The sequence below is a fragment of the Bradyrhizobium sp. LCT2 genome (assembly GCF_009931255.1).
Taxonomy (GTDB): Bacteria; Pseudomonadota; Alphaproteobacteria; order Rhizobiales; family Xanthobacteraceae; genus Bradyrhizobium; species Bradyrhizobium diazoefficiens.
Genome location: NZ_CP034432.1, coordinates 2,991,555 through 3,011,111, shown reverse-complemented (window position 1 = coordinate 3,011,111; position 19,557 = coordinate 2,991,555). Strand labels below are relative to the sequence as shown.

General features: G+C 66.1%; 14 protein-coding genes. 1 reads left to right on the top strand and 13 read right to left on the bottom strand.

What is annotated here, in order from left to right:
* Positions 1–97: 97 nt before the first annotated feature.
* Positions 98–2,245: an NAD-dependent DNA ligase LigA gene (ligA, locus tag EI171_RS14695; RefSeq protein WP_161533700.1), complete on the bottom strand. Its 2,148-nt coding sequence runs from the start codon at positions 2,243–2,245 to the stop codon at positions 98–100.
* 113 nt (positions 2,246–2,358) lie between these two features.
* Between ligA and EI171_RS14690 the strand changes: the two genes are divergently transcribed.
* A complete protein-coding gene (locus EI171_RS14690) occupies positions 2,359–2,589 on the top strand; it encodes a GIY-YIG nuclease family protein (RefSeq protein WP_161533699.1) in 231 nt (76 codons plus the stop codon).
* 148 nt (positions 2,590–2,737) lie between these two features.
* Here EI171_RS14690 and recN read toward each other — a convergent pair whose 3' ends face one another.
* From recN to murD, 12 genes are all read right to left on the bottom strand, one after another.
* The gene (gene recN / locus EI171_RS14685; protein ID WP_028176239.1) at positions 2,738–4,411 is read right to left on the bottom strand and encodes a DNA repair protein RecN; all 1,674 of its coding nucleotides are present in this window, start codon (positions 4,409–4,411) and stop codon (positions 2,738–2,740) included.
* Positions 4,412–4,424: 13 nt separating this feature from the next.
* Complete coding sequence (locus EI171_RS14680; protein ID WP_028176240.1) at positions 4,425–5,315, bottom strand: outer membrane protein assembly factor BamD; 891 nt, start codon at positions 5,313–5,315, stop codon at positions 4,425–4,427.
* Between the two features lie 247 nt (positions 5,316–5,562).
* Positions 5,563–6,525, bottom strand: coding sequence for a UDP-3-O-acyl-N-acetylglucosamine deacetylase (lpxC, locus tag EI171_RS14675; RefSeq protein ID WP_161533698.1), 963 nt, complete (start codon positions 6,523–6,525; stop codon positions 5,563–5,565).
* Between the two features lie 357 nt (positions 6,526–6,882).
* On the bottom strand, positions 6,883–8,688 hold the full coding sequence (gene ftsZ / locus EI171_RS14670; protein ID WP_161533697.1) for a cell division protein FtsZ: 1,806 nt from the start codon (positions 8,686–8,688) through the stop codon (positions 6,883–6,885).
* Positions 8,689–8,775: 87 nt separating this feature from the next.
* Positions 8,776–10,098, bottom strand: coding sequence for a cell division protein FtsA (gene ftsA / locus EI171_RS14665; RefSeq protein WP_011089337.1), 1,323 nt, complete (start codon positions 10,096–10,098; stop codon positions 8,776–8,778).
* Positions 10,095–11,123: a cell division protein FtsQ/DivIB gene (locus EI171_RS14660; RefSeq protein ID WP_110117092.1), complete on the bottom strand. Its 1,029-nt coding sequence runs from the start codon at positions 11,121–11,123 to the stop codon at positions 10,095–10,097. The genes ftsA and EI171_RS14660 overlap by 4 nt, the downstream gene beginning before the upstream one ends.
* 339 nt (positions 11,124–11,462) lie before the next feature.
* Positions 11,463–12,449: a D-alanine--D-alanine ligase gene (locus EI171_RS14655; protein WP_161533696.1), complete on the bottom strand. Its 987-nt coding sequence runs from the start codon at positions 12,447–12,449 to the stop codon at positions 11,463–11,465.
* Positions 12,450–12,605: 156 nt separating this feature from the next.
* On the bottom strand, positions 12,606–13,523 hold the full coding sequence (gene murB / locus EI171_RS14650; RefSeq protein WP_110117094.1) for a UDP-N-acetylmuramate dehydrogenase: 918 nt from the start codon (positions 13,521–13,523) through the stop codon (positions 12,606–12,608).
* Positions 13,524–13,715: 192 nt separating this feature from the next.
* Positions 13,716–15,119, bottom strand: coding sequence for a UDP-N-acetylmuramate--L-alanine ligase (gene murC / locus EI171_RS14645; RefSeq protein ID WP_161533695.1), 1,404 nt, complete (start codon positions 15,117–15,119; stop codon positions 13,716–13,718).
* Between the two features lie 289 nt (positions 15,120–15,408).
* Entirely contained in the window at positions 15,409–16,509 is a 1,101-nt protein-coding gene (murG, locus tag EI171_RS14640) for an undecaprenyldiphospho-muramoylpentapeptide beta-N-acetylglucosaminyltransferase (RefSeq protein ID WP_110117096.1), read from the bottom strand.
* Between the two features lie 188 nt (positions 16,510–16,697).
* Entirely contained in the window at positions 16,698–17,849 is a 1,152-nt protein-coding gene (gene ftsW, locus EI171_RS14635) for a putative lipid II flippase FtsW (protein WP_028176246.1), read from the bottom strand.
* A 236-nt stretch (positions 17,850–18,085) separates the two neighbouring features.
* Complete coding sequence (murD, locus tag EI171_RS14630) at positions 18,086–19,486, bottom strand: UDP-N-acetylmuramoyl-L-alanine--D-glutamate ligase (protein ID WP_161533694.1); 1,401 nt, start codon at positions 19,484–19,486, stop codon at positions 18,086–18,088.
* Positions 19,487–19,557 lie beyond the last annotated feature (71 nt).

Sequence of the window (19,557 nt, the reverse complement as noted above, 5' to 3'; positions counted from 1 at the left end):
TTTCTCCGTCATTCCGGGGCGCCTCAAAGAGGCGAACCCGGAATCTCGAGATTCCGGGTTCGATGCTTCGCATCGCCCCGGAATGACGGAATCAAGATCACTCCCCGATCAGCTTCAGCCACTCGTCTTCGGTCAGCACCTTGACGCCGTGCTTGTTGGCCTCGGCGAGCTTCGAGCCGGCGCCCGGGCCGGCGACGACGAGATCGGTCTTCTTCGACACCGAGCCCGACACCTTGGCGCCGAGCCGCTCAGCGGTGGCCTTGGCTTCATCCCGCGTCATCTTCTCCAGCGAGCCCGTGAACACCACGGTCTTGCCGGCGACGGCCGAGTTGCTCTTCGGCTTCTCGGCGTCGACGATCTCGACCTCCTTGGTCAGGCGCTCGACGATGCCGCGGTTGTGGCTCTCGCCGAAATAATCGGCGATGCTCTTGATCACGGTGTCGCCGATCTGGTCGAGCGCATCCATGTCCGCCATCGCCTCCTCGTCGCCCTTGGCGACCTTGAGGCAGGCGTCGTGGAACGCCTCCCAGGAGCCGTAGCCGCGCGCCAGCGCCAGCGCGGTGGTCTCGCCGACATGGCGCATGCCGAGCGCATAGACGAAGCGCTCGAGCGCGATTCTGCGCCGGCTCTCGATGGCGGCGAAGAGGTTGCGCACGGAGGTGGCGCCGTAACCCTCGATCTCCTCGAGCTTGAGTTTCGCGTTGCGCTTCTCCAGCGTGAAGATGTCGGCGGGCTCTTTCACAAAACCTTCGTCGAAGAAATACTGGAGCTGCTTCTCGCCGAGGCCGTCGATGTCGAAGGCCCGCCGCGACACGAACAGCTTGAGGTGCTCGATCTTCTGATAGGGGCAGGCGAACTCGCCGGTGCAGCGGGCGCGCGAGCCCTCTTCGCCCGCGGCCGTCTCCTCGCGCGTGACGTCGGTGTGCAACGGGCACGGGCACGTCTTGGGGAAGTGGAATTCCCTGGCAGTCTTCGGCCGCTTGTCGAGGACGACGTCGACCACCTGCGGGATGACGTCGCCGGCGCGCTGGATCACGACGGTGTCGCCGATCCTGATGTCGCGCCCCTCGCGCAGCACCTCGCCCTTGTTGCCGATGCCCTTGATGTAGTCCTCATTGTGCAACGTGACGTTCTGCACGATCACGCCGCCGACGCCGACCGGCTCGAGCTTGCCGACCGGCGTGAACGAGCCGGTGCGGCCGACCTGGATCTCGATGTCACGCAGGACCGTCATGGCCTGCTCGGCGGGGAATTTGTGCGCGATGCCCCAGCGCGGCGTGCGCGAGACGAAGCCGAGCCGTTCCTGCCAGTCGATGCGGTCGACCTTGTAGACGACGCCGTCGATGTCGTAGTCGAGCTCGGCGCGCTCTTCCTCGATCCTCTGGTGGAACGCGATCAGCTCCTCGACCGAGTGGCACAGCCTGGTCAGCGGATTGGTCTTGAAGCCGCAGCGCTCGAACCAGTGGATCATGCCGGTCTGCGTCTCCTCCGGCATCGCGCTCATCTCGCCCCAGGCATAGGCGAAGAAGCCGAGGGGGCGCGAGGCGGTGATGGTCGGATCCTTCTGGCGGAGCGAGCCGGCCGCCGAGTTGCGCGGATTGGCGAAGATCGTCTCGCCGGCGGCCTTCTGCCGCTCGTTGAGCGCGAGGAACGCCTTCTTGGTCATGTAGACCTCGCCGCGCACCTCGCAGATGTCGGGGACATTGCGGCCCTTCAGCTTCTGCGGCACGTCTTCGAGGGTGCGAATGTTGGCGGTGACATCCTCGCCCTCCGCACCGTCACCGCGCGTCGCGGCGGTGACGAGCTCGCCGCCCTCATAGCGCAGCGACATCGAGAGACCGTCGATCTTCGGCTCGGCGGAGAAGTCGATCTTGTCGTCGTCGAGCTTCAGGAAGCGCACGATGCGGCCGACGAAGTCGCGCACGTCCTCTTCGGCAAAGGCGTTGTCGAGCGACAGCATGGGGACGGCATGCCGGACCTTCCTGAAGCGGCCTGACGGCGCCGCGCCGACCTTCTGCGAGGGCGATTCCGCGCTGACGAATTCCGGAAAGCGTTTTTCGATCGCATTGAAGCGCTGGCGCAGCGCGTCGTATTCGGCGTCGGTGACGGTGGGCGCGTCATCCTGATAGTAGCGCTTGTCATGCTCTTCGAGCTCGAGCGCCAGCCGCATGAGCTCGACCTTGGCCTGCGCCTTGGTGAGCTCGGCGACGTCACGGAGCGGTTTGGATTTTGCTGCTCTTGCCATCATACTTAAGGTTCTAGCTCGTCGTTCCGGGATGGTCCGAAGGACCAGACCCGGAACCTCGAGATTCCGGGTTCGCACTTCGTGCACCCCGGAATGACGGTGGGGAGGGGCTCATGGCGTATTACGTCTATATCCTAGCAAGCCGCCGCGATGGAGCAATCTATGTCGGCATCACCAACGACCTCGTACGCCGCACCTACGAGCATCGAATCAAGGCTGTTCCCGGATTCACAACGAAATACAATATTACTCGGCTGGTCTGGTTCGAGATTTATGATGATCCGATTTCAGCGATATCGCGTGAGAAGGAGTTGAAGAAGTGGAAGCGAGCCTGGAAGCTTTAGTTGATCGAGAAAACGAACCCGACTTGGGATGATCTGTACGAATCGATTTGCAGCTAAGCCCGTCATTCCGGGGCGGCGAAGAGCCGAACCCGGAATCTCGAGATTCCGGGTTCGATGCTTCGCATCGCCCCGGAATGACAGTGTGTAACTAAGCCGTCGCCGCCTTGAGCAGCCGGTCCGCGGCCGCCCTCGCCTCGGCGGTGATCTCGGCGCCGGCGAGCATGCGGGCGATCTCCTCGCGGCGGTGGTCGGCGGCCAGCGCGTTGACGCGGGTGGCGACGCGCTTGCCCTTGTCGAGGGCGTCCTTGGAGATGAGCAGATGCTGGTCGGCCCGCGCGGCGACCTGCGGGGCGTGGGTCACGGCCATCACCTGGACCTTGCCGGCAAGCCGCGCCAGGCGCCCGCCGATGGCGTCCGCGACCGCACCGCCGACACCGGTGTCGATTTCGTCGAACACGAGCGTCGGCGCCGAGCCGCGGTCGGACAGCACGACCTTGAGCGCCAGGAGAAAGCGCGACAGCTCGCCGCCGGAGGCGACCTTCATCAGCGGGCCCGGCTTGGTGCCCGGATTGGTCTGCACCCAGAACTCGACGCGATCAAAACCTTGCGGCCCCGGCGCGGCCTCGTCGGTCTCGACCTGGGTCATGAATTTCGCGCGCTCGAGCTTGAGCGGGGCGAGCTCGGCATTGACGGCCTTGTTGAGCTTCTCGGCCGATTTCTGCCGCGCCATCGACAGTTTCTTGGCGGCAGCGGCATAGCGGCTATCTGCCTCGATCGCAGCCTGCTCCAGCTTCTTCAGGCGCGAGGCACCGGCATCGATCAGCACGACGTCGGCGGCGTATTTGGCGGCGAGCGCGGCGAGCCCGTCGACCGGCGTAGAATATTTGCGAGAGGCGGCGCGCAGGGCGAACAGCCGCTCCTCGATGCGTTCGAGCTCGGCCGGATCGAAATCGGTTGCGGCGAGCGCGGCCTGAAGATGCTGGTCGGCTTCCTCCAGCGCGTTGATCGCGGCGTCGATCGCCTTGACTGCGGGCTCGACCAGCGCCGGCGAATTGACGCCGCGGCGCTCCAGCCGGCGCACCGCGGCCGACAGCGCCGCGACCGGAGAGTGGTTGCCGCCCACCGCCTCCTGCGCCTCGCGCAGGTCGGAGGCGATCTTCTCGCCCTGCATCATCGTGGTCCGGCGGGACGCCAGCGAGGTCTCCTCGCCGTCCTTGGGGGCGAGCTGCTTCAGCTCGTCGGAGGCGTGGCGCAGGTAGTCGGCCTCGCGCGCGGCCCGCTCCATGCCGGCGCGATGCTCCTCCAGCTCGGTGTTGGCGGTGCGGCGCGCATCCCAAAGCGACTCAACGACTGCAACGTCCTTCTCGAGGCCGGAAAAGGCATCGAGCAGGCGGCGGTGCGTGGCGGCATCGACCAGCGCGCGCTCGTCATGCTGGCCGTGAATCTCGACCAGAGCGGCGCCGACCGCTTTCAGCGTCTGCACGCTGATCGACTGGTCGTTGATGAAGGCGCGGGTGCGGCCGTCGGCGAGCTGGACGCGGCGGAGAATCATCTCGCCGGTGTCGTCGAGACCGTTCTCGGCGAGGATCGCCGCCGCGGGGTGATTTTTGGGGATATCGAAGACGGCCGTGACCTGCCCCTGCTCCGCGCCGTGGCGCACGAGGCCGGCGTCGCCGCGGCCGCCGAGCGCCAGCGCAAAGGCATCGAGGAGGATGGATTTGCCCGCACCGGTCTCGCCGGTCAAAACCGCGAGGCCCGTCGCGAATTCGATATCGAGCCGTTCGATCAGGACGATGTCACGGATCGACAGACGCGCTAGCATGGAACCAAATTTCCTAGCCGAGGCCCATTTTCTTGAAGGTCTTGCTGATCCAGGACCCCTGATTCTCGCTCGGCTCGAGACCACCCGATTTTACAAGATTATAGGCGTCCTTGTACCAACGGCTGTCAGGAAAATTGTGGCCAAGCACAGCGGCCGCGGTCTGCGCCTCGCCGACGATGCCGATCGCCATATAGGCTTCGGTCAGCCGGTAGAGCGCCTCCTCGACATGGCGCGTGGTCTGGTACTGCGTGACCACGGCCTTGTAGCGGTTGATCGCCGCCGTGTAGTCGCGCTTCTGCATGTAATAGCGGCCGACGTTCATTTCCTTTCCGGCGAGCTGGTCGCGCGCGCCCTCGATCTTGGCCTTGGCCGAGGTCGCGTATTCGGACGTCGGATATTTGCGGATCACCTCTTCCAGCGAGGCGATCGCCTTCTCGGTGCGGCTCTGGTCGCGGCTGATGTCCGGGATCTGGTCGTAATGCGAGGCGGCAATCAGGTATTGCGCATAGGCCGCGTCCGGGCTGCCGGGATGCAGCGTGACATAGCGGGTGGCGGCGCCGATGCAGCCGTCATAGTCGCCGCCCTGGTAGGACGCATAGGCGGACATCAGCAACGATTTGCGGGCCCAGTCGGAATAAGGATGCTGGCGGTCGACCTCTTCGAACTTCTTGTTCGCCGCCTTCATGTCCTTCTTCTCGTTCATGAGGTACAGGCCCTCATTGTAGATCTTGTCGGCGGGCTCCTCGACGAAGGTGTCGTCCTTGGCGGTGAACTTGTCCCAGAGCGCGCCGGTGCCGCAGCCGGCCAGCGGCAGCGCGAGCATGATGAAGGTGACGGCCTGAAGCCCCCCGCGCGCGCGAGGCGAGATCGAAAGATATCCGCGCGTCATACGCTGTGCCGACATGAGTTTTAAGCCCTGACGCCCTGTGATGCGGTGCCCGCCAGCCCACGAACCCCGTCATGGGCGCGAAATGATGCCGTGGTGCCTGCCATGCGACCACGCCGATGTATCCGAAAAACGATCGTTAACCAACCGTATGGGCAGGCATTTCGCCCGGATTAAGGCGAACGTGCCGCAATGCTAGTCGATCATGGTTACCAGGAGTTTCCCGGGGACAGCCGCCGCCAGACGCCCGCGGCCACAGGTGTCTTCAGGACACGTCCGGCCCGTAGGCCGCGGCAATCCGGCCGCCGACGATACCGCGACCGGTTTCGGCCACGGGACGCGTGGTGCGGCGGACCGCCTCGCCCTCGACCACCCGCCAGGCGGTACGATCGGCAAGCAGCGCGGTCAGAACGGCGTGGTTGAGCTTGTGGCCGCCGCGCACCGAGCGGTAGGCGCCAAGCAGCGGCAGGCCGGCCAGCGCGAGGTCGCCGATCACGTCCAGCACCTTGTGGCGGACGCATTCGTCGGCGTAGCGCAGGCCCTCGGTGTTGAGCAGCCGCTCATCGTCGAACACGACGGTGTTGTCGAAGGAGGCGCCGAGCGCGTAGCCCGCGCCCCAGAGCCGGGCGACGTCGCACATCAGGCCGAACGTCCGGGCGCGGCCGACTTCGCGGCGGAAACGTTCCGGGTTGAGGTCGAAGGCGTAGCTCTGCCGGCCGATGACGGGGTTGGCGAAATCGATCTCGACCTCGGCGCGGAACCCGTTGGCGTGGGGCCGGATCTCGCCGAAGGAGTCGCCGATCTTGACCGAGATCGGCTTCAAAACCTGAATGAAGCGGCGCTGCGCCGGCTGGGTGACGATGCCGGCCTGCTCGATCGCCGCAATGAAGGCCGCGGCGCTGCCGTCCATGATCGGCACTTCCGGCCCGTCGATCTCGATAGCTGCGTTGTCAACGCCCATACCCCGCAGCGCAGCAAGCACGTGCTCGGCGGTGGAGACCAGCGGACCGTCGCGATCGCCGAGGACGGTGGCGAGATCGGTCGCGATCACCTGCTCGGCGGTCGCCTGAACTTCGCGGTCACTTCCCTCAAGGCCGGTACGGACAAAAACAAAACCTGCGTCAACAGGCGCAGGTCCAAGCGTGAGGGTGACGGGAAGACCGGAATGAACGCCGACGCCAACCACGGTGGCTTGCGCACGAAGCGTTGTTTGCCGGCTAAATTTCATCAGGAACCGCCCCACTACGACCACTGCGACTTATACAAACCTGACAGACTGGCCAAGGCCGCCGTCCGAATCCGTATCCCCAAGTCACGGCAAACCATAGTCACTGCCTCAAACAGCGCCAACTCACGCTTTTTTACCGATTGTTACCCCAAACCTGCCGTATTCGCGCCAAGGCTTAACCAAATTGCGCCGAGGTTTTGGGCTGCTGCCGGCGGTTTTACTGAATCACCCAATGCATAATTAATGATTTAAAATCAGTTGCTTGGCCATGCAATCCGGGCATGCCCGGTGAAAATGGAAAGGCCCCGACGAGCTTGCTGCCGGGGCCTCTTTGCGTCTGCCTTATTGTAACAATCCTCAGGTCGCCTGACGCCGCAGGAAGGCCGGGATATCAAGATGGTCGTCACCCTGTGGCGCCGGCGCAACAGGCGCGGAACGGCCATGCACGTCGAGGCCCTGCGGCGCGGGACGCCGCGCATACTCCGATACCGGCTCGGTGGCCGCGATCTGCTGTGCCACGCTCTTCTGCGGACGACGCTCCGGCAGCGGCGGTATCGCCGGACCAGCGGTGCGGGCGGCGACCGGCGGCTCACTCTCCTCGTCGCGGCGGCCAAGGCCGACATTGGCGAGGCGCTGGAGCAGCGACAGGCGGGTCTTCTGCGGGGTCTCTTCTTCGACTTCGCCGCGGGCCTGACGAATCTCGGCCTGGGCCGGCATCGGCAGCTCCTCGAGGCGCGGCATCCGCGGCGCACGCATCGGCGCACGCTCGGCCTGCGGCGGGATGAAGGTTTCCGGCGTCATCGGCTCCTGCATCGCGACCGGGGCCTGCTCAGGCTCCGGGAACAAGGTCGGCTTCTGCGCGATCGGGCGCACGGTGACGTCGCCATAGGTCTGCATCGGCGTGGGTGCCTGCGGAACGTCGGCAACGGCAGCCGCGATTGCGGCGAGCGCAGCACGCTCGACGTTCGGACGCGGCGCCACCGGCGCGGTAGCGGCCGGCGCGAATCCAGACACCGGGGCCTGCGCATCCAGCTTCTGGGCACGTTCGGCCAGGCGCTGGTTGTCCGCACGCAGACGCGCGGTCAGGTCGGCGAGACGGCTCTCGGCGACGGCGGCCGGAGCTGCGGGAGCCTGCTGCACCTGCGGCGCTGCGTTCGCGACCGGAGCGGAGGTAGCCTGGCTGTTGCGGGCGATCGCGGCCTGCTCGATGCCGGTGGCGACGACCGAGACGCGGATCAGGCCATCGAGCGCTTCGTCGAAGGTGGCGCCGACGATGATGTTGGCGTCCTGGTCGACTTCCTCGCGGATGCGGGTTGCGGCCTCGTCGACCTCGAACAGCGTGAGGTCCTTGCCGCCGGTGATGGAGATGAGGAGGCCCTTGGCGCCCTTCATCGAGCTATCGTCGATCAGCGGGTTGGCGATCGCGGCTTCCGCGGCGGTCAGCGCGCGCTTGTCGCCGGAGGCCTCGCCGGTGCCCATCATCGCCTTGCCCATCTCCCTCATCACCGCTCTCACGTCGGCGAAGTCGAGGTTGATCAGGCCTTCCTTGACCATCAGGTCGGTGATGCAGGCGACGCCCGAATAGAGCACCTGGTCGGCCATCGCGAAGGCGTCAGCGAAGGTGGTCTTCTCGTTGGCAACCCGGAACAGGTTCTGGTTCGGGATGATCAGGAGCGTGTCGACAACCTTGTGCAGCTCGTTGATGCCGGCTTCGGCGGTGCGCATGCGGCGGCCGCCTTCGAAGTGGAACGGCTTGGTGACGACGCCGACGGTGAGGATGCCCATGTCGCGCGCAGTCTTGGCGATGACGGGAGCAGCGCCGGTGCCGGTGCCGCCGCCCATGCCGGCGGTGACGAACACCATGTTGGCGCCCGAGAGATGGTCGCGCAGCTCGTCGATCACCTCTTCCGCCGCCGCGGCGCCGACGTTCGGCTGCGAGCCGGCGCCGAGGCCTTGCGTGACCGCCGTGCCCATCTGCACGATGCGCTGCGCCTTCGACATCGTCAGCGCCTGCGCGTCGGTGTTGGCGACGACGAAGTCGACGCCCTGCAGGCCCGCCGTGATCATGTTGTTGACGGCGTTGCCGCCGGCGCCGCCGACGCCGAACACGGTGATCCGGGGCTTCAGTTCGTGAATGTCAGGAACATTGATGCTGATGGTCATGTTTGCCTCTCGATCACGCGCGCGTGGGTTCGCCCCGGCCGGCGGCCGCGGGAGTTGGTGAAAATGAGAAATTGCGGAAAGGAGTCATCAGAAGCCCTCGCGTAGCCATCGTCCAACCTTTCCGAAATAACCGCCGGTCCCTGTCCTGACCTGCTGCCGCGTATGCCGCGGTTCGACATGCTCCTGGTGAACATATTGCGGGTAGACGAGGAGTCCGGCGGGCACCGCGAACGCGGCGTTCTTCGCCTCGTTGGGCAGCCGGCCGAAGCCGAGCGGACGTCCGACCCGCACGGGCCGGCCGAGAATCTGTGTTCCGAGTTCGACGAGACCGGTCAGTTGCGAGGCGCCGCCCGAGAGCACGACGCGGCCGTTGGGCTCTGATGCGAAGGGCGAATCCTTCAACCGGTCCCGGACCATTTCGAAGATTTCCTCGGCACGGTGCTTGACGATGTTGGCGATGGTGGCGCGGGAGACGATCTGTGGCAGATCCTGCTCGTCACCGGCTGTCGGCACAGACATCAGCTCACGCGAGTCCGATCCGCCGGTGATGACGGTCCCGTATAACGTCTTGATTCGCTCGGCATCGGCAATGGTCGCGGACAGTCCGCGCGCGAGATCCATCGTGATGTGTTGCCCGCCGACCGCAAAACCGGCCGCGTGCACGAAGCGGCCGCCGGCATAGACCGCCATCGTGGTGGTGCCCGCGCCCATCTCGACGACGGCCGCGCCGAGATCGGCCTCGTCGTCGGTCAGCACCGACAGGCCGGCGACATAGGGGCTCGCCGCCATGGCTTCGACATTGATGTGGCAGCGCTCCACCGCGAGCATCAGGTTCCGCGCCACGGTGGCGTCACAGGTGACGACGTTCATGTCGACACCGAACTGATGCGCGACCATGCCGCGGGGATCGCGGATGCCCTTGACGCCGTCGAGCGTGTAGCCGACCGGCAGCGCGTGCAGCACGGTGCGGCCCTCGCCGGTGGCGTGGCGCATGCCGGTGGAAGTGACGCGGCTGACGTCGGCCGGCGTCACGGCGCCGCCGCGGATGTCGGCGGCGGCTTCGACCAGCTGGCCGGAGAGCCGGCCGCCGGAGACCGAGAGCAGCACGGACTCGACCCGCACCTTGGCCATCTTCTCCGCAAGCCCGACGGCCTGGCGCACCGCCTGCTCGCATTCGCCGAGATCGACCACCGCGCCGGCCTTCATGCCGCGCGACTGGATCTGGCTGTAACCGATCAGCTCCACCGCGTGGGTGCGGCCGCGCAACGCCTCGCTCGGCGCCGACGGCTTCAGCCGCGCGATCATGCAGGCGATCTTGCTGGTGCCGATGTCGAGACAGGCGACGAGCCCGCCGCGCTTGTGCGGCATCTGGCGCGTCTTCGGCGTCTGGGTGCGATCGAGACCGGTCATGCAGCGTCCCCGGCCTTCTTTTTCTTCTTGTCCTTGAACTGCTCTTCGCGCGCCTTGGCGGCGTCCTCGGACAGCTGCACCACCAGGCGATCGGGCAGGCGCATGTCGACGGCGACGATGTCGCGGGAGAACAGCTTGTCTTCCTTGTCGAGCCTGGACAGCATCGCAAGCGCGTTGCCGACGTCCTGCTCGGGCAGGCGGATGTCGAGGCCGTCCTTGAGCCTCAGGTTCCAGCGCCGCTCGCCGACGAAGATCGCGGCCTTGGTGATCGAGTTGACCTGCGGATAGCGCGCCAGCAGCGCGAGAAAATCGCGGGCCTGCGTGTCGGCGCCCTTGCCGACCACGAGCGGCAGCGACAGGAACCGGCGCGAGACATAGGGCTCGAGCACGGCGCCGTCATCGGCGATGACGGAGAGGCGGCCGGCCTCCTGCCACAGCGCGAACGCCTTGCGCTCGGTCAGCTCGATCATGAGCTGGCCCGGATAGAGCTTGAGCACGGTCGCATCCGCGATCCAGGGATTGGCCTTGAGCTTGTCGCGCACGGCGTCGGCGTCGAGGAACAGCAGCGAGGAACGGCCGCTGACGCCGCCGATCGCGAGGATCTCGTCCTGGGTGAGCTGCTTGCGGCCGTTGATCACGACCGAGGTGATGCGGAAGCCGGCGGAATTGGCCATCGCGTTGCGGGCGTCGCTGACCGCCGTGACGAAATCCTGGAGATGGCCGCCCTTGACGATGCCGAAGCCGCAGCTGCCGATCAGCAGCAGCACGGTCATGCTGATCCCGACCCGGCGCGGCAGATAGCGCTCGACCAGCGCGACCAAGCGCGGCGGCGGCTCGCGCTCGACCACGGCCTTCGCTTTGATCTTGTCCTTGGCGGCAGCGCGCGCGGCGTGAAGTCTTTCCTGGCGCTTGTCCTGCACCCACTCGCGCAGAAGCACGACCGCTCCGATAGCGGCCGCCTTCAGATCAGCTTGGGGCCTCAGCGATCTGAAAAACGACCGGGTGAGGCTTCCTGCACCATCCATTGCACGAGCTCGTCAACAGTTTGCCCGCGACATCGCGCGGGTCCTGGCGAACATGACGTCTCGGACTTGCCGGGCCGGATCAGCAGACGAAGCCTCTCCCATCAAAGCGTTCGCTGGAGGTGACATCACCCGCAACAGCTCACGCGCCGGCAGCCAAAGCGCCATGTGCGCCGCCAGCGTTAACCTTCGGATGTCCTGGTAAACAAAAGGTAAAGTTCGTTAACGCGGGACGCTTTTTGCCCAGGCTTGTGAGGCATTTATGCCGCGATCTCCGGCATTTTACCGGATTTGGGGCCCAAAACGGGCCGTTTCGGCCGTTTGGCCGTTAACCAGTCCTAATTATTTCCGTACACCCCGCCCGGCGAGCTCGACCAGGCCGCGCAGGAAGTCGACGAACGCGATGCCCTCGGCCTTCAGCGCCTTGGGGTAGAGCGAGGACTTGGTCAGCCCGGGGAGCGTGTTGGTTTCGAGGTAGACGAGGCCCCTGTCCGAGACGATGAAGTCCGAGCGGGAATAGCCGGTGCAGGACATCGCCCGGTGCGCCAGCATCGCCTGCTGCTTCAGCGCGGCGGTGATCTCGGGCGTGAAACGGCCGGGGCAGATCTCCTGCGTCGTCGACAGAAGGTACTTTGCGGCGTAGTCGAAATTGCCCTCGCCCGGAATGATCTCGATCGGCGGCAGCGAGACGATCGAGCCGTCGGTGCGCTCCAGCACGCCGCAGGTCGCCTCGACGCCGGCGATATAGGGCTCGATCACATACTCCTCGTGCTTCGCGGCATTGCGGACGGCGACGAGGTCCTGCTTGGCGTTGACGAAGATCAGGCCGTAGCTCGACCCGTCCCGCGCCGGCTTTGCGATCAGCCGGCCGTATTCGGCGAAGGCCGCGTCGATATCCTCCAGCGCGATGTTTGCGGGCGGCGTCACGCCGCCGAGCGCGGCGAAATGCTTGGCCGCGATCTTGTCGAAGGCGAGATGCGAGGAGGCCGAGCCCGAACCGGTGAACGGCACGCCGCGCGCCTCGCACATCACCTGCAATTCGCCGTTCTCGGCACATCCGCCATGCAGGCCGAGCACCAGCACGCGATCTTCCGCCTTGGCCTGGTCGAGCGCCTGCACCAGCGGAATGCCTGATGTGCCGGGCTTGAACTCGTCCTCGAACGGACGGGCATGTTCGAGCAACTGCTTCGACTGGACGACATGCACCCTGTCCTCGACGTCCCACCACCACAGATCGGCCTCGGGCAGCGCCTGATGCAGCGCCTGGGCCGAGGCAACCGAAACCAGACGCTCCCGGTTGGAGCCGCCGAAGAGGATGGTGATGCGCATGTTCATAGTCCGCAATCTCTCTAGTTCGTCATTCCGGGGCGCGACGAAGTCGCGAACTACGATGCGCAATTGCGCATCTGAGAATCCATCTCTCCACCGTCTCTGCCGCCCGATGGATTCCGGGCTCTCGCTTCGCGAGCCCCGGAATGACGGTGATCATGAAACCCCGATCCGCTTGATTTCCCAGTGTAGCTCAATTCCGGAATTCGCCTTCACGCGCGCGCGCACGGTCTCGCCCAGCGTCTCGATGTCGTGCGCGGTGGCATCGCCCGTGTTGATCAGGAAATTGCAGTGCATCTCGGAGACCTGCGCGCCGCCGACGCGCAAGCCCCGGCATCCGGCGGCGTCGACCAGCTTCCAGGCGGAATGGCCGGGCGGATTCTTGAACGTCGAGCCGCCGGTCTTTTCGCGGATCGGCTGCGCGGTCTCGCGATGGCTCCGCACCTCCGCCATGCGCGCGCGGATCGCGTCCGCATCCTTGACCTCTCCGCGAAAGCGCGCAGACGTGAAGATGATGGAGGGATCGACGCCGCTGTTGCGATAGACGAACTTCATGTCGGCATTGGAGAAGACGTGCTTCGTGCCGTCGCGCCCGACGCCGCGCGCCTCGATCAGCACGTCCTTGGTCTCGCCGCCATTGGCGCCCGCGTTCATGCGCAGCGCGCCGCCGATGGTGCCGGGAATGCCGAAATAGAATTCGAGCCCGCCGATGTTGGCGGATGCCGCCACCTCCGCCACGCGCTTGTCGAGCGCGGCAGCGCCTGCGGTGACGATGTCACCGCTCGCGCTCGCCTCGCCAAAGGCGCGCGGCGCGAGGCGTATCACCACGCCCGCAATGCCGCCGTCGCGCACGATCAAGTTGGAGCCGACGCCGACGACGTAGACCGGAATGTCGGACGCGAGATGCGCGAGGAAATAAGCGAGATCGTCCTCGTCCGCCGGCGTGAACAGCACCTGCGCGGGGCCGCCGACGCGAAACCAGGTCAGCTCGGCCAGCGACTGGTTGGCCAGCAGCCGGCCGCGCAGATCAGGCATCGTCGCTTTGAGTGAGGGTGTGATGTCGGGGAAGCTCATGCGCGAACGCTCCCCAAAAGTGAGGGACGCAGACTGCTTCCGTTCCCTCCCCCCTTGTGGGGGAGGGTAAGGGAGGGGGGTAGCCCCAAGCGAGATCGGAGTTCGTGGCTACCCCTCTCCCCCACCCTCCCCCACAAGGGGGGAGGGAGCGCACCATTCCGTGTGGCAAGCAACGAGTGCAGCATCGCCGCCCTACCCCAGCGCCTTCAATTCGCCGGGCAGTGCATACGCCCATTGCGTGATGTTGCCGGCGCCAAGGCACACGACGAGATCGCCGGACTTCGTCAATCCCTTGACGATGCCCGCGAGCTCCGGCGCCGCCGGCAGCGGGACCACCTCGCGATGCCCGTGGGCACGCAGGCCCGCGACGAAATGATCGCGGTCGATGCCCTCGATCGGCGCTTCGCCGGCGGCATAGACGTCGGCGACGATCACCGCATCGGCGTCGTTGAAGCAGGTGCAGAATTCTTCGAACAGCGACTGCAGGCGGGTGTAGCGATGCGGCTGCACCACGGCGACGATCTTGCCGTTGGTGGATTCCCGCGCCGCCTTCAGCACCGCCGCGATCTCGACGGGGTGGTGGCCGTAATCGTCGATCACGGTGACGCCGTTCCATTCGCCGGTCCTGGTGAAGCGGCGCTTGACGCCGCCGAAGCCGGCGATCGCCGTGCGAATCGCTTCGTCCGACACGCCGAGCTCGCGCGCGACCGCGATCGCGGCCGTGGCGTTGGAGGCGTTGTGGCGTCCCGGCATCGGCAGCATCAGATCAGCGATCTCGTGCACGGCGCCGGTCTTGCGATCGCGGAACGCGACCTTGAACTTCGATCCACCACCCATCGGGGTGAGGTCGACCAGCCGCACATCGGCCTGCGGATTCTCGCCATAGGTGATGATGCGGCGATCCTCGATCTTGCCGACGAGACTCTGCACCACGGGATGGTCGATGCACATCACCGCAAAGCCGTAGAACGGCAGGTTTTCGACGAAATGGCGGAAGGCGTCCTGCACCGCCTCGAAGGTCTTGAAGTGATCGAGATGCTCGGGGTCGACATTGGTGACGATCGCGATATCGGTCGGCAGCTTCAGGAACGTGCCGTCACTCTCGTCCGCTTCCACCACCATCCAGTCGCCGGCGCCGAGGCGCGCGTTGGAGCCGTAGGCGTTGATGATGCCGCCGTTGATGACGGTGGGATCGAGCCCGCCGGAATCGAGCAGCGTCGCGACCATCGTCGTCGTCGTGGTCTTGCCGTGCGTTCCGGCGATCGCGACACAGCTCTTCAGCCGCATCAGCTCGGCCAGCATCTCGGCGCGGCGCACCACGGGAATGCGACGTTCGCGCGCCGCCATCAATTCCGGATTGTCGCGCTTGATCGCGGTGGAGACCACGACGACCTCGGCGCCGTCGACATTTTCGGCCTTGTGGCCGACCGAAACCTTCGCGCCCTTCTTGCGCAGACGGTCGAGATTGTAGTTGTCGGAGGCGTCCGAGCCCTGCACGGCATAGCCGAGATTGACCAGCACCTCGGCGATCCCGCTCATGCCGATCCCGCCGATCCCGACGAAGTGGATGGGTCCGATCTCGCGCGGCAGTCTCATGCTCTATCCCGTCGTTCGGTCGTCATGCCCGGGCTTGTCCCCGGCATCCACGAATCCCAGCGTCTTTCTTGCAAGACGTGGATGCATAGGCACTCGGTATACCGAGTGCCGTCATTTTTAAAAGAACCAAGTCGGATAAATCCGACTTGGTCGGACAAGCCCGGCCATGACGAGTAACATTCAAAAGTCGGCCCTTTTTCGTCATTCCGGGGCGCTCGCAGCGCGCGCGAACCCGGAATCTCGAGATTCCGGATCGGTCCGCTTTGCGGCCCGTCCGGAATGACGAGTGCTAAAAGCCCGCGACCTTGACCACCAGATCGGCCAGCCGCTCGGCGGCATCGAGCCGCCCTGCCCCCTTCGCGGCCGCGGCCATGGCGGTAAGGCGCGCCGGCTCGGCGGCCAGGGCGGAGATTTCGGAAGCCAACCGATCCGAGGTGAACTCGGTCTGCGGGATGCGGATCGCGCCATCGACCTTGGCCAGCACGCCGGCATTGGCGAACTGGTCCTGGTCGATCGAGCCCGGCAGCGGCACCAGGATCGAGGGCCGGCCGATGGCGGCGAGCTCGGCGACCGTGCCGGCGCCGGAGCGCGACACCACCAGATGGTTGGAAGCGAGCCGCGCCGGCAGATCGGTGAAGAACGGCGCGAGCTCGGCCTTGATCTTGAGCTTGTCGTAGACGGCGCGCACCCGATTCATGTCCTCGTCGCGCACCTGCTGGGTGAGGATGAGCCGGCCCCACAGCGCTGGCTCGAGCCGCTCGATCGCGCCCGGCACGATGTCGGCCATGATGCGCGCGCCCTGGCTGCCACCGACGACGAGCAGGCGCAGCGGACCGTTCGCCTCGGGCGCGGCATAGGGCACGGCGGCAGCGGCAAGGACCGCCGGCCGCATCGGCGTGCCGACGGTCGTGGTCTTGCCCGATAGCGCGGGGTCGCGGTCGAGCACGCCCGGCAAGGACGTCGCGATGGCGCGGACGCGGCTCGACAGAAACCGGTTGGCGCGGCCGAGCACCGCATTGGCGTCATGGATGATGCCGGGCACGCCGGCGAATTTTGCGGCGACCAGCGGCGGTAGCGTCGGGTAGCCACCGAAGCCGACGACGGCGACGGGCTTCAATCGCTTGATCAGGCTGTAGGCCGATAGCGTGCCGGCGGCGAGCGTGAGGCCGGCATAGGCGAGTTGGAACGGATTGCGGCCGCGCGCAGTCTCGCTCGATACAACGTCGATCATGTCCTTGCTGAACAGCCCGCTATAGCGCAGCGCCCGCTCATCCGTGACGAGACGGACGCGAAAGCCGCGCCGGATCAGCTCGACGCCGAGCGCCTCGGCCGGAAACAGATGGCCGCCGGTGCCGCCCGCGGCGAGAAGAATCAAGGGGGAGGTTTCCATAAACGCCCTTTTACAGGGCCTCCGCCGTCATTGCGAGCCGGGCAACGAAGGTGTTCGTGCCCCGGGCGCAGCGCAGCGCGCCGCCCTTCGCGGTGTGGTGCGCTGCTGAACCGGGCCCTACGCTCGCGGTATTCTGGGTCCCGGCTCTGCGCTCCGATTAGCTACGCTGGTCCGGGACACGAGAGCGGTCACGCGTAGCTGCGCATCGCCTCGGCGTGACCGCTTGCCTCGACCTCGGTACGCGGGCGCAGCCGCGTCAGCGCCAGCATCATGCCGACGCCATAGGCGAGCGACACGATCGAGGAGCCGCCATAGGAGATAAAGGGCAGCGTCATGCCCTTGGCCGGGATCAGTTGAAGGTTGACCGACATGTTGATCGCCGCCTGAACGCCGAACAGGATCGCAAGGCCGGAGGCCGCAAAGCGCGAGAACATGTCCTCATTGGCGTAGGCCCGCGACAGCGTGCGGATGACGACGAAGGCGAACAGCGCCAGCATGGCAAGGCACAGGATGATGCCGAACTCTTCGGCGGCAACCGCGAACACGAAGTCGGTATGACTGTCCGGCAGGCTGCGCTTGGCGATGCCCTCGCCCGGTCCGAGCCCGAACCAGCCGCCGTTGTAGAAGGCCTCCATCGCGGTATCGACCTGGAAGGTGTCGCCCGAGGCCGGATTCATGAAGCGCTTGATGCGGCCCGCGACGTGCGGAACAAACAGGTAGGCGCTGAAGAGCCCGGCGGCGCCGAGGCCGGCGAGCCCGAACACCCAGATCATGCGCATGCCCGCGATGAAGAACAGCGAACCCCACACCATCAGGATCAGCATGGTCTGGCCGAAGTCCGGCTCCATCACCAGCAGCGAGACCAGCATCAGGAGCAGCACCAGCGCCATCGAGGTCGCCGGCATCTCAGGCCGCCTGGTCGATTCCGCAAACAGCCAGGCAGCAATGACGACGAACGATGGCTTTGCGATTTCGGAGGCCTGGATGTTGACGCCGAGCAGCGTGATCCAGCGCCGCGAGCCCTTCACTTCGGGGCCGATCGCGAGCGTCACCGCGATCAGGATGATGCTGACCGCGAAAATGAGTAGCGCGCTTCGCCGGATCGCGCGCGGCGACAGGAAGGAGACGCCGAGCAGCACCAGGCAGGACGGCGCCAGGAACATCACGTGCCGGCTGAAGAAGTGGAACGGGTCGAGCCCGATGCGGGTCGCAACCGGCGGGCTCGCCGCCAGCGACAGGATCACGCCGGTCAGCATCAGCGCCAGGATGGCGCCCATCAGCGGCTTGTCGACGGTCCACCACCACTCGGAAAAGGGGGTGCGTTCTTCACGGGAGAGCATGGGCGGCCGCTTTCGGACAGAGGTCGGTCCATTGGTCGCCGAGGTTGGTTACCGGGGGGTTAAGGAAAAGCGGATGTTTCGAGATAGGGGGAGCGCTCACCTCACATGCTCGTCATGCCCCGCGCAGGCGGGGCATCCAGTACGCCGCGGCCGCTCGGCTCAAGCACCGTCTCTGGGATACTGGGTCGCCCGGTCAAGCCGGACGACGACAGCGGAGATGTGGAGCCAGTGCGCCCTCACACCACCGGCTTCACGCCCGGCAGCGCCTGCACCAGCTCGCGGAACTTGGTGCCGCGGATCTCGAAGTTGCGGTACTGGTCGAAGGACGCGCAGGCCGGCGACAGCAGCACGACCGCGTCGGTGAGACCCGAGGCTTCCGCATCGCGCGCGGCGTGTTCGACGGCGACGTCAAGCGTCTGGCTGATCTCGTGCGCGACCTGTGTCCCCAGCGTGCCGGAAAACTCCTGCGCGGCTTCGCCGATCAGATAGGCCTTGCGGATGCGCGGGAAGTAGCCGGTCAGGCTGGTGATACCGCCCGCCTTCGGCTTGCCGCCGGCGATCCAGAAGATTTCCGAAAAGGACGACAGCGCATGCGCGGTGGCATCCGCATTGGTGCCCTTGGAGTCGTTGACGAACAGCACGTTGCCGCGGCGGCCGACCTGCTCCATGCGATGCGCGAGGCCCGGAAAGCTGCGCAGGCCGTCCTGGAGCACCTCAAAGCTGATGCCCATCGCGAGCGCCGCGGCGGCGGCGCAGGCCGCGTTCTGCGCGTTGTGCAGGCCGCGCAGCGAACCGATGCCGCCGAGCTTGGCGACTTCGCTGCGGGCGCCGCCCGCGGTGCGCACGATGGTACCGTGCTCGACATGGATTCCGCTCGCCAGCGGGTTCTTGACGGAAATGCGCACCACGTTCTTGCCGGCGCGGTCGAGCCGGTCGGCGATGTCGCGGCAATAACCGTCGTCGACGCCGACGATCGAGGTGCCGCCTGCCTGCACGCCCGCAACAAGGCGCTCCTTCACAGCGGCGTAGTGCGCGATGGTGCCGTGGCGGTCGATGTGGTCTTCGCTGACATTGAGCAGGATGCCGACGGAGGGATCGAGCGAGGGCGTGAGGTCGATCTGGTAGGACGACATCTCGATGACGTGGACGCGGCCCGTGCGCGGCGGCTCCAGCGACAGGATCGCGGTGCCGATATTGCCGCCCATCTGGGTATCGTAGCCGGCGACCTTGGTCAGGTGCGCGATCAGCGCCGTCGTGGTCGACTTACCGTTGGTGCCGGTGATGGCGACGAACGGTGCATCCGGCGCGTGCCGCCGCCGCTCGCGGCAGAACAGCTCGATGTCGCCGATGACTTCGACACCGGCCTCGCGTGCCTTCAGCACGCTCCAGTGCGGCACGGGATGGGTCAGCGGCACGCCGGGCGCGAGCACCAGCGCTGCGAAATTCGTCCAGGAGACGTTGCGCAAGTCCGCGGTGATGAAGCCGGCCTGCGCGGCCTTGGCGACGTTCTCGGCATTGTCGTCGGCGGCGATCACCTCGGCGCCGCCCGCTTTCAACGCGTGACAGGAGGCGAGCCCCGAGCCGCCGAGGCCGAATACCGCGACTGTCTTGCCGGCGAAGGATGTGACCGGGATCATGATTGGGTTCCTGTCATTCCGGGGCTCGCGAAGCGAGAACCCGGAATCTCGAGATTCCGGATCGCCGCTTC

Excerpts from the sequence above, each read along its gene's own strand:
- ligA (WP_161533700.1), bottom strand. The coding sequence starts at position 2,245 with ATGGCAAGAGCAGCAAAATCCAAACCGCTCCGTGACGTCGCCGAGCTC.
- EI171_RS14690 (WP_161533699.1), top strand. The coding sequence starts at position 2,359 with ATGGCGTATTACGTCTATATCCTAGCAAGCCGCCGCGATGGAGCAATC.
- recN (WP_028176239.1), bottom strand. The coding sequence starts at position 4,411 with ATGCTAGCGCGTCTGTCGATCCGTGACATCGTCCTGATCGAACGGCTC.
- EI171_RS14680 (WP_028176240.1), bottom strand. The coding sequence starts at position 5,315 with ATGTCGGCACAGCGTATGACGCGCGGATATCTTTCGATCTCGCCTCGC.
- lpxC (WP_161533698.1), bottom strand. The coding sequence starts at position 6,525 with ATGAAATTTAGCCGGCAAACAACGCTTCGTGCGCAAGCCACCGTGGTT.
- ftsZ (WP_161533697.1), bottom strand. The coding sequence starts at position 8,688 with ATGACCATCAGCATCAATGTTCCTGACATTCACGAACTGAAGCCCCGG.
- ftsA (WP_011089337.1), bottom strand. The coding sequence starts at position 10,098 with ATGACCGGTCTCGATCGCACCCAGACGCCGAAGACGCGCCAGATGCCG.
- EI171_RS14660 (WP_110117092.1), bottom strand. The coding sequence starts at position 11,123 with ATGGATGGTGCAGGAAGCCTCACCCGGTCGTTTTTCAGATCGCTGAGG.
- EI171_RS14655 (WP_161533696.1), bottom strand. The coding sequence starts at position 12,449 with ATGCGCATCACCATCCTCTTCGGCGGCTCCAACCGGGAGCGTCTGGTT.
- murB (WP_110117094.1), bottom strand. The coding sequence starts at position 13,523 with ATGAGCTTCCCCGACATCACACCCTCACTCAAAGCGACGATGCCTGAT.
- murC (WP_161533695.1), bottom strand. The coding sequence starts at position 15,119 with ATGAGACTGCCGCGCGAGATCGGACCCATCCACTTCGTCGGGATCGGC.
- murG (WP_110117096.1), bottom strand. The coding sequence starts at position 16,509 with ATGGAAACCTCCCCCTTGATTCTTCTCGCCGCGGGCGGCACCGGCGGC.
- ftsW (WP_028176246.1), bottom strand. The coding sequence starts at position 17,849 with ATGCTCTCCCGTGAAGAACGCACCCCCTTTTCCGAGTGGTGGTGGACC.
- murD (WP_161533694.1), bottom strand. The coding sequence starts at position 19,486 with ATGATCCCGGTCACATCCTTCGCCGGCAAGACAGTCGCGGTATTCGGC.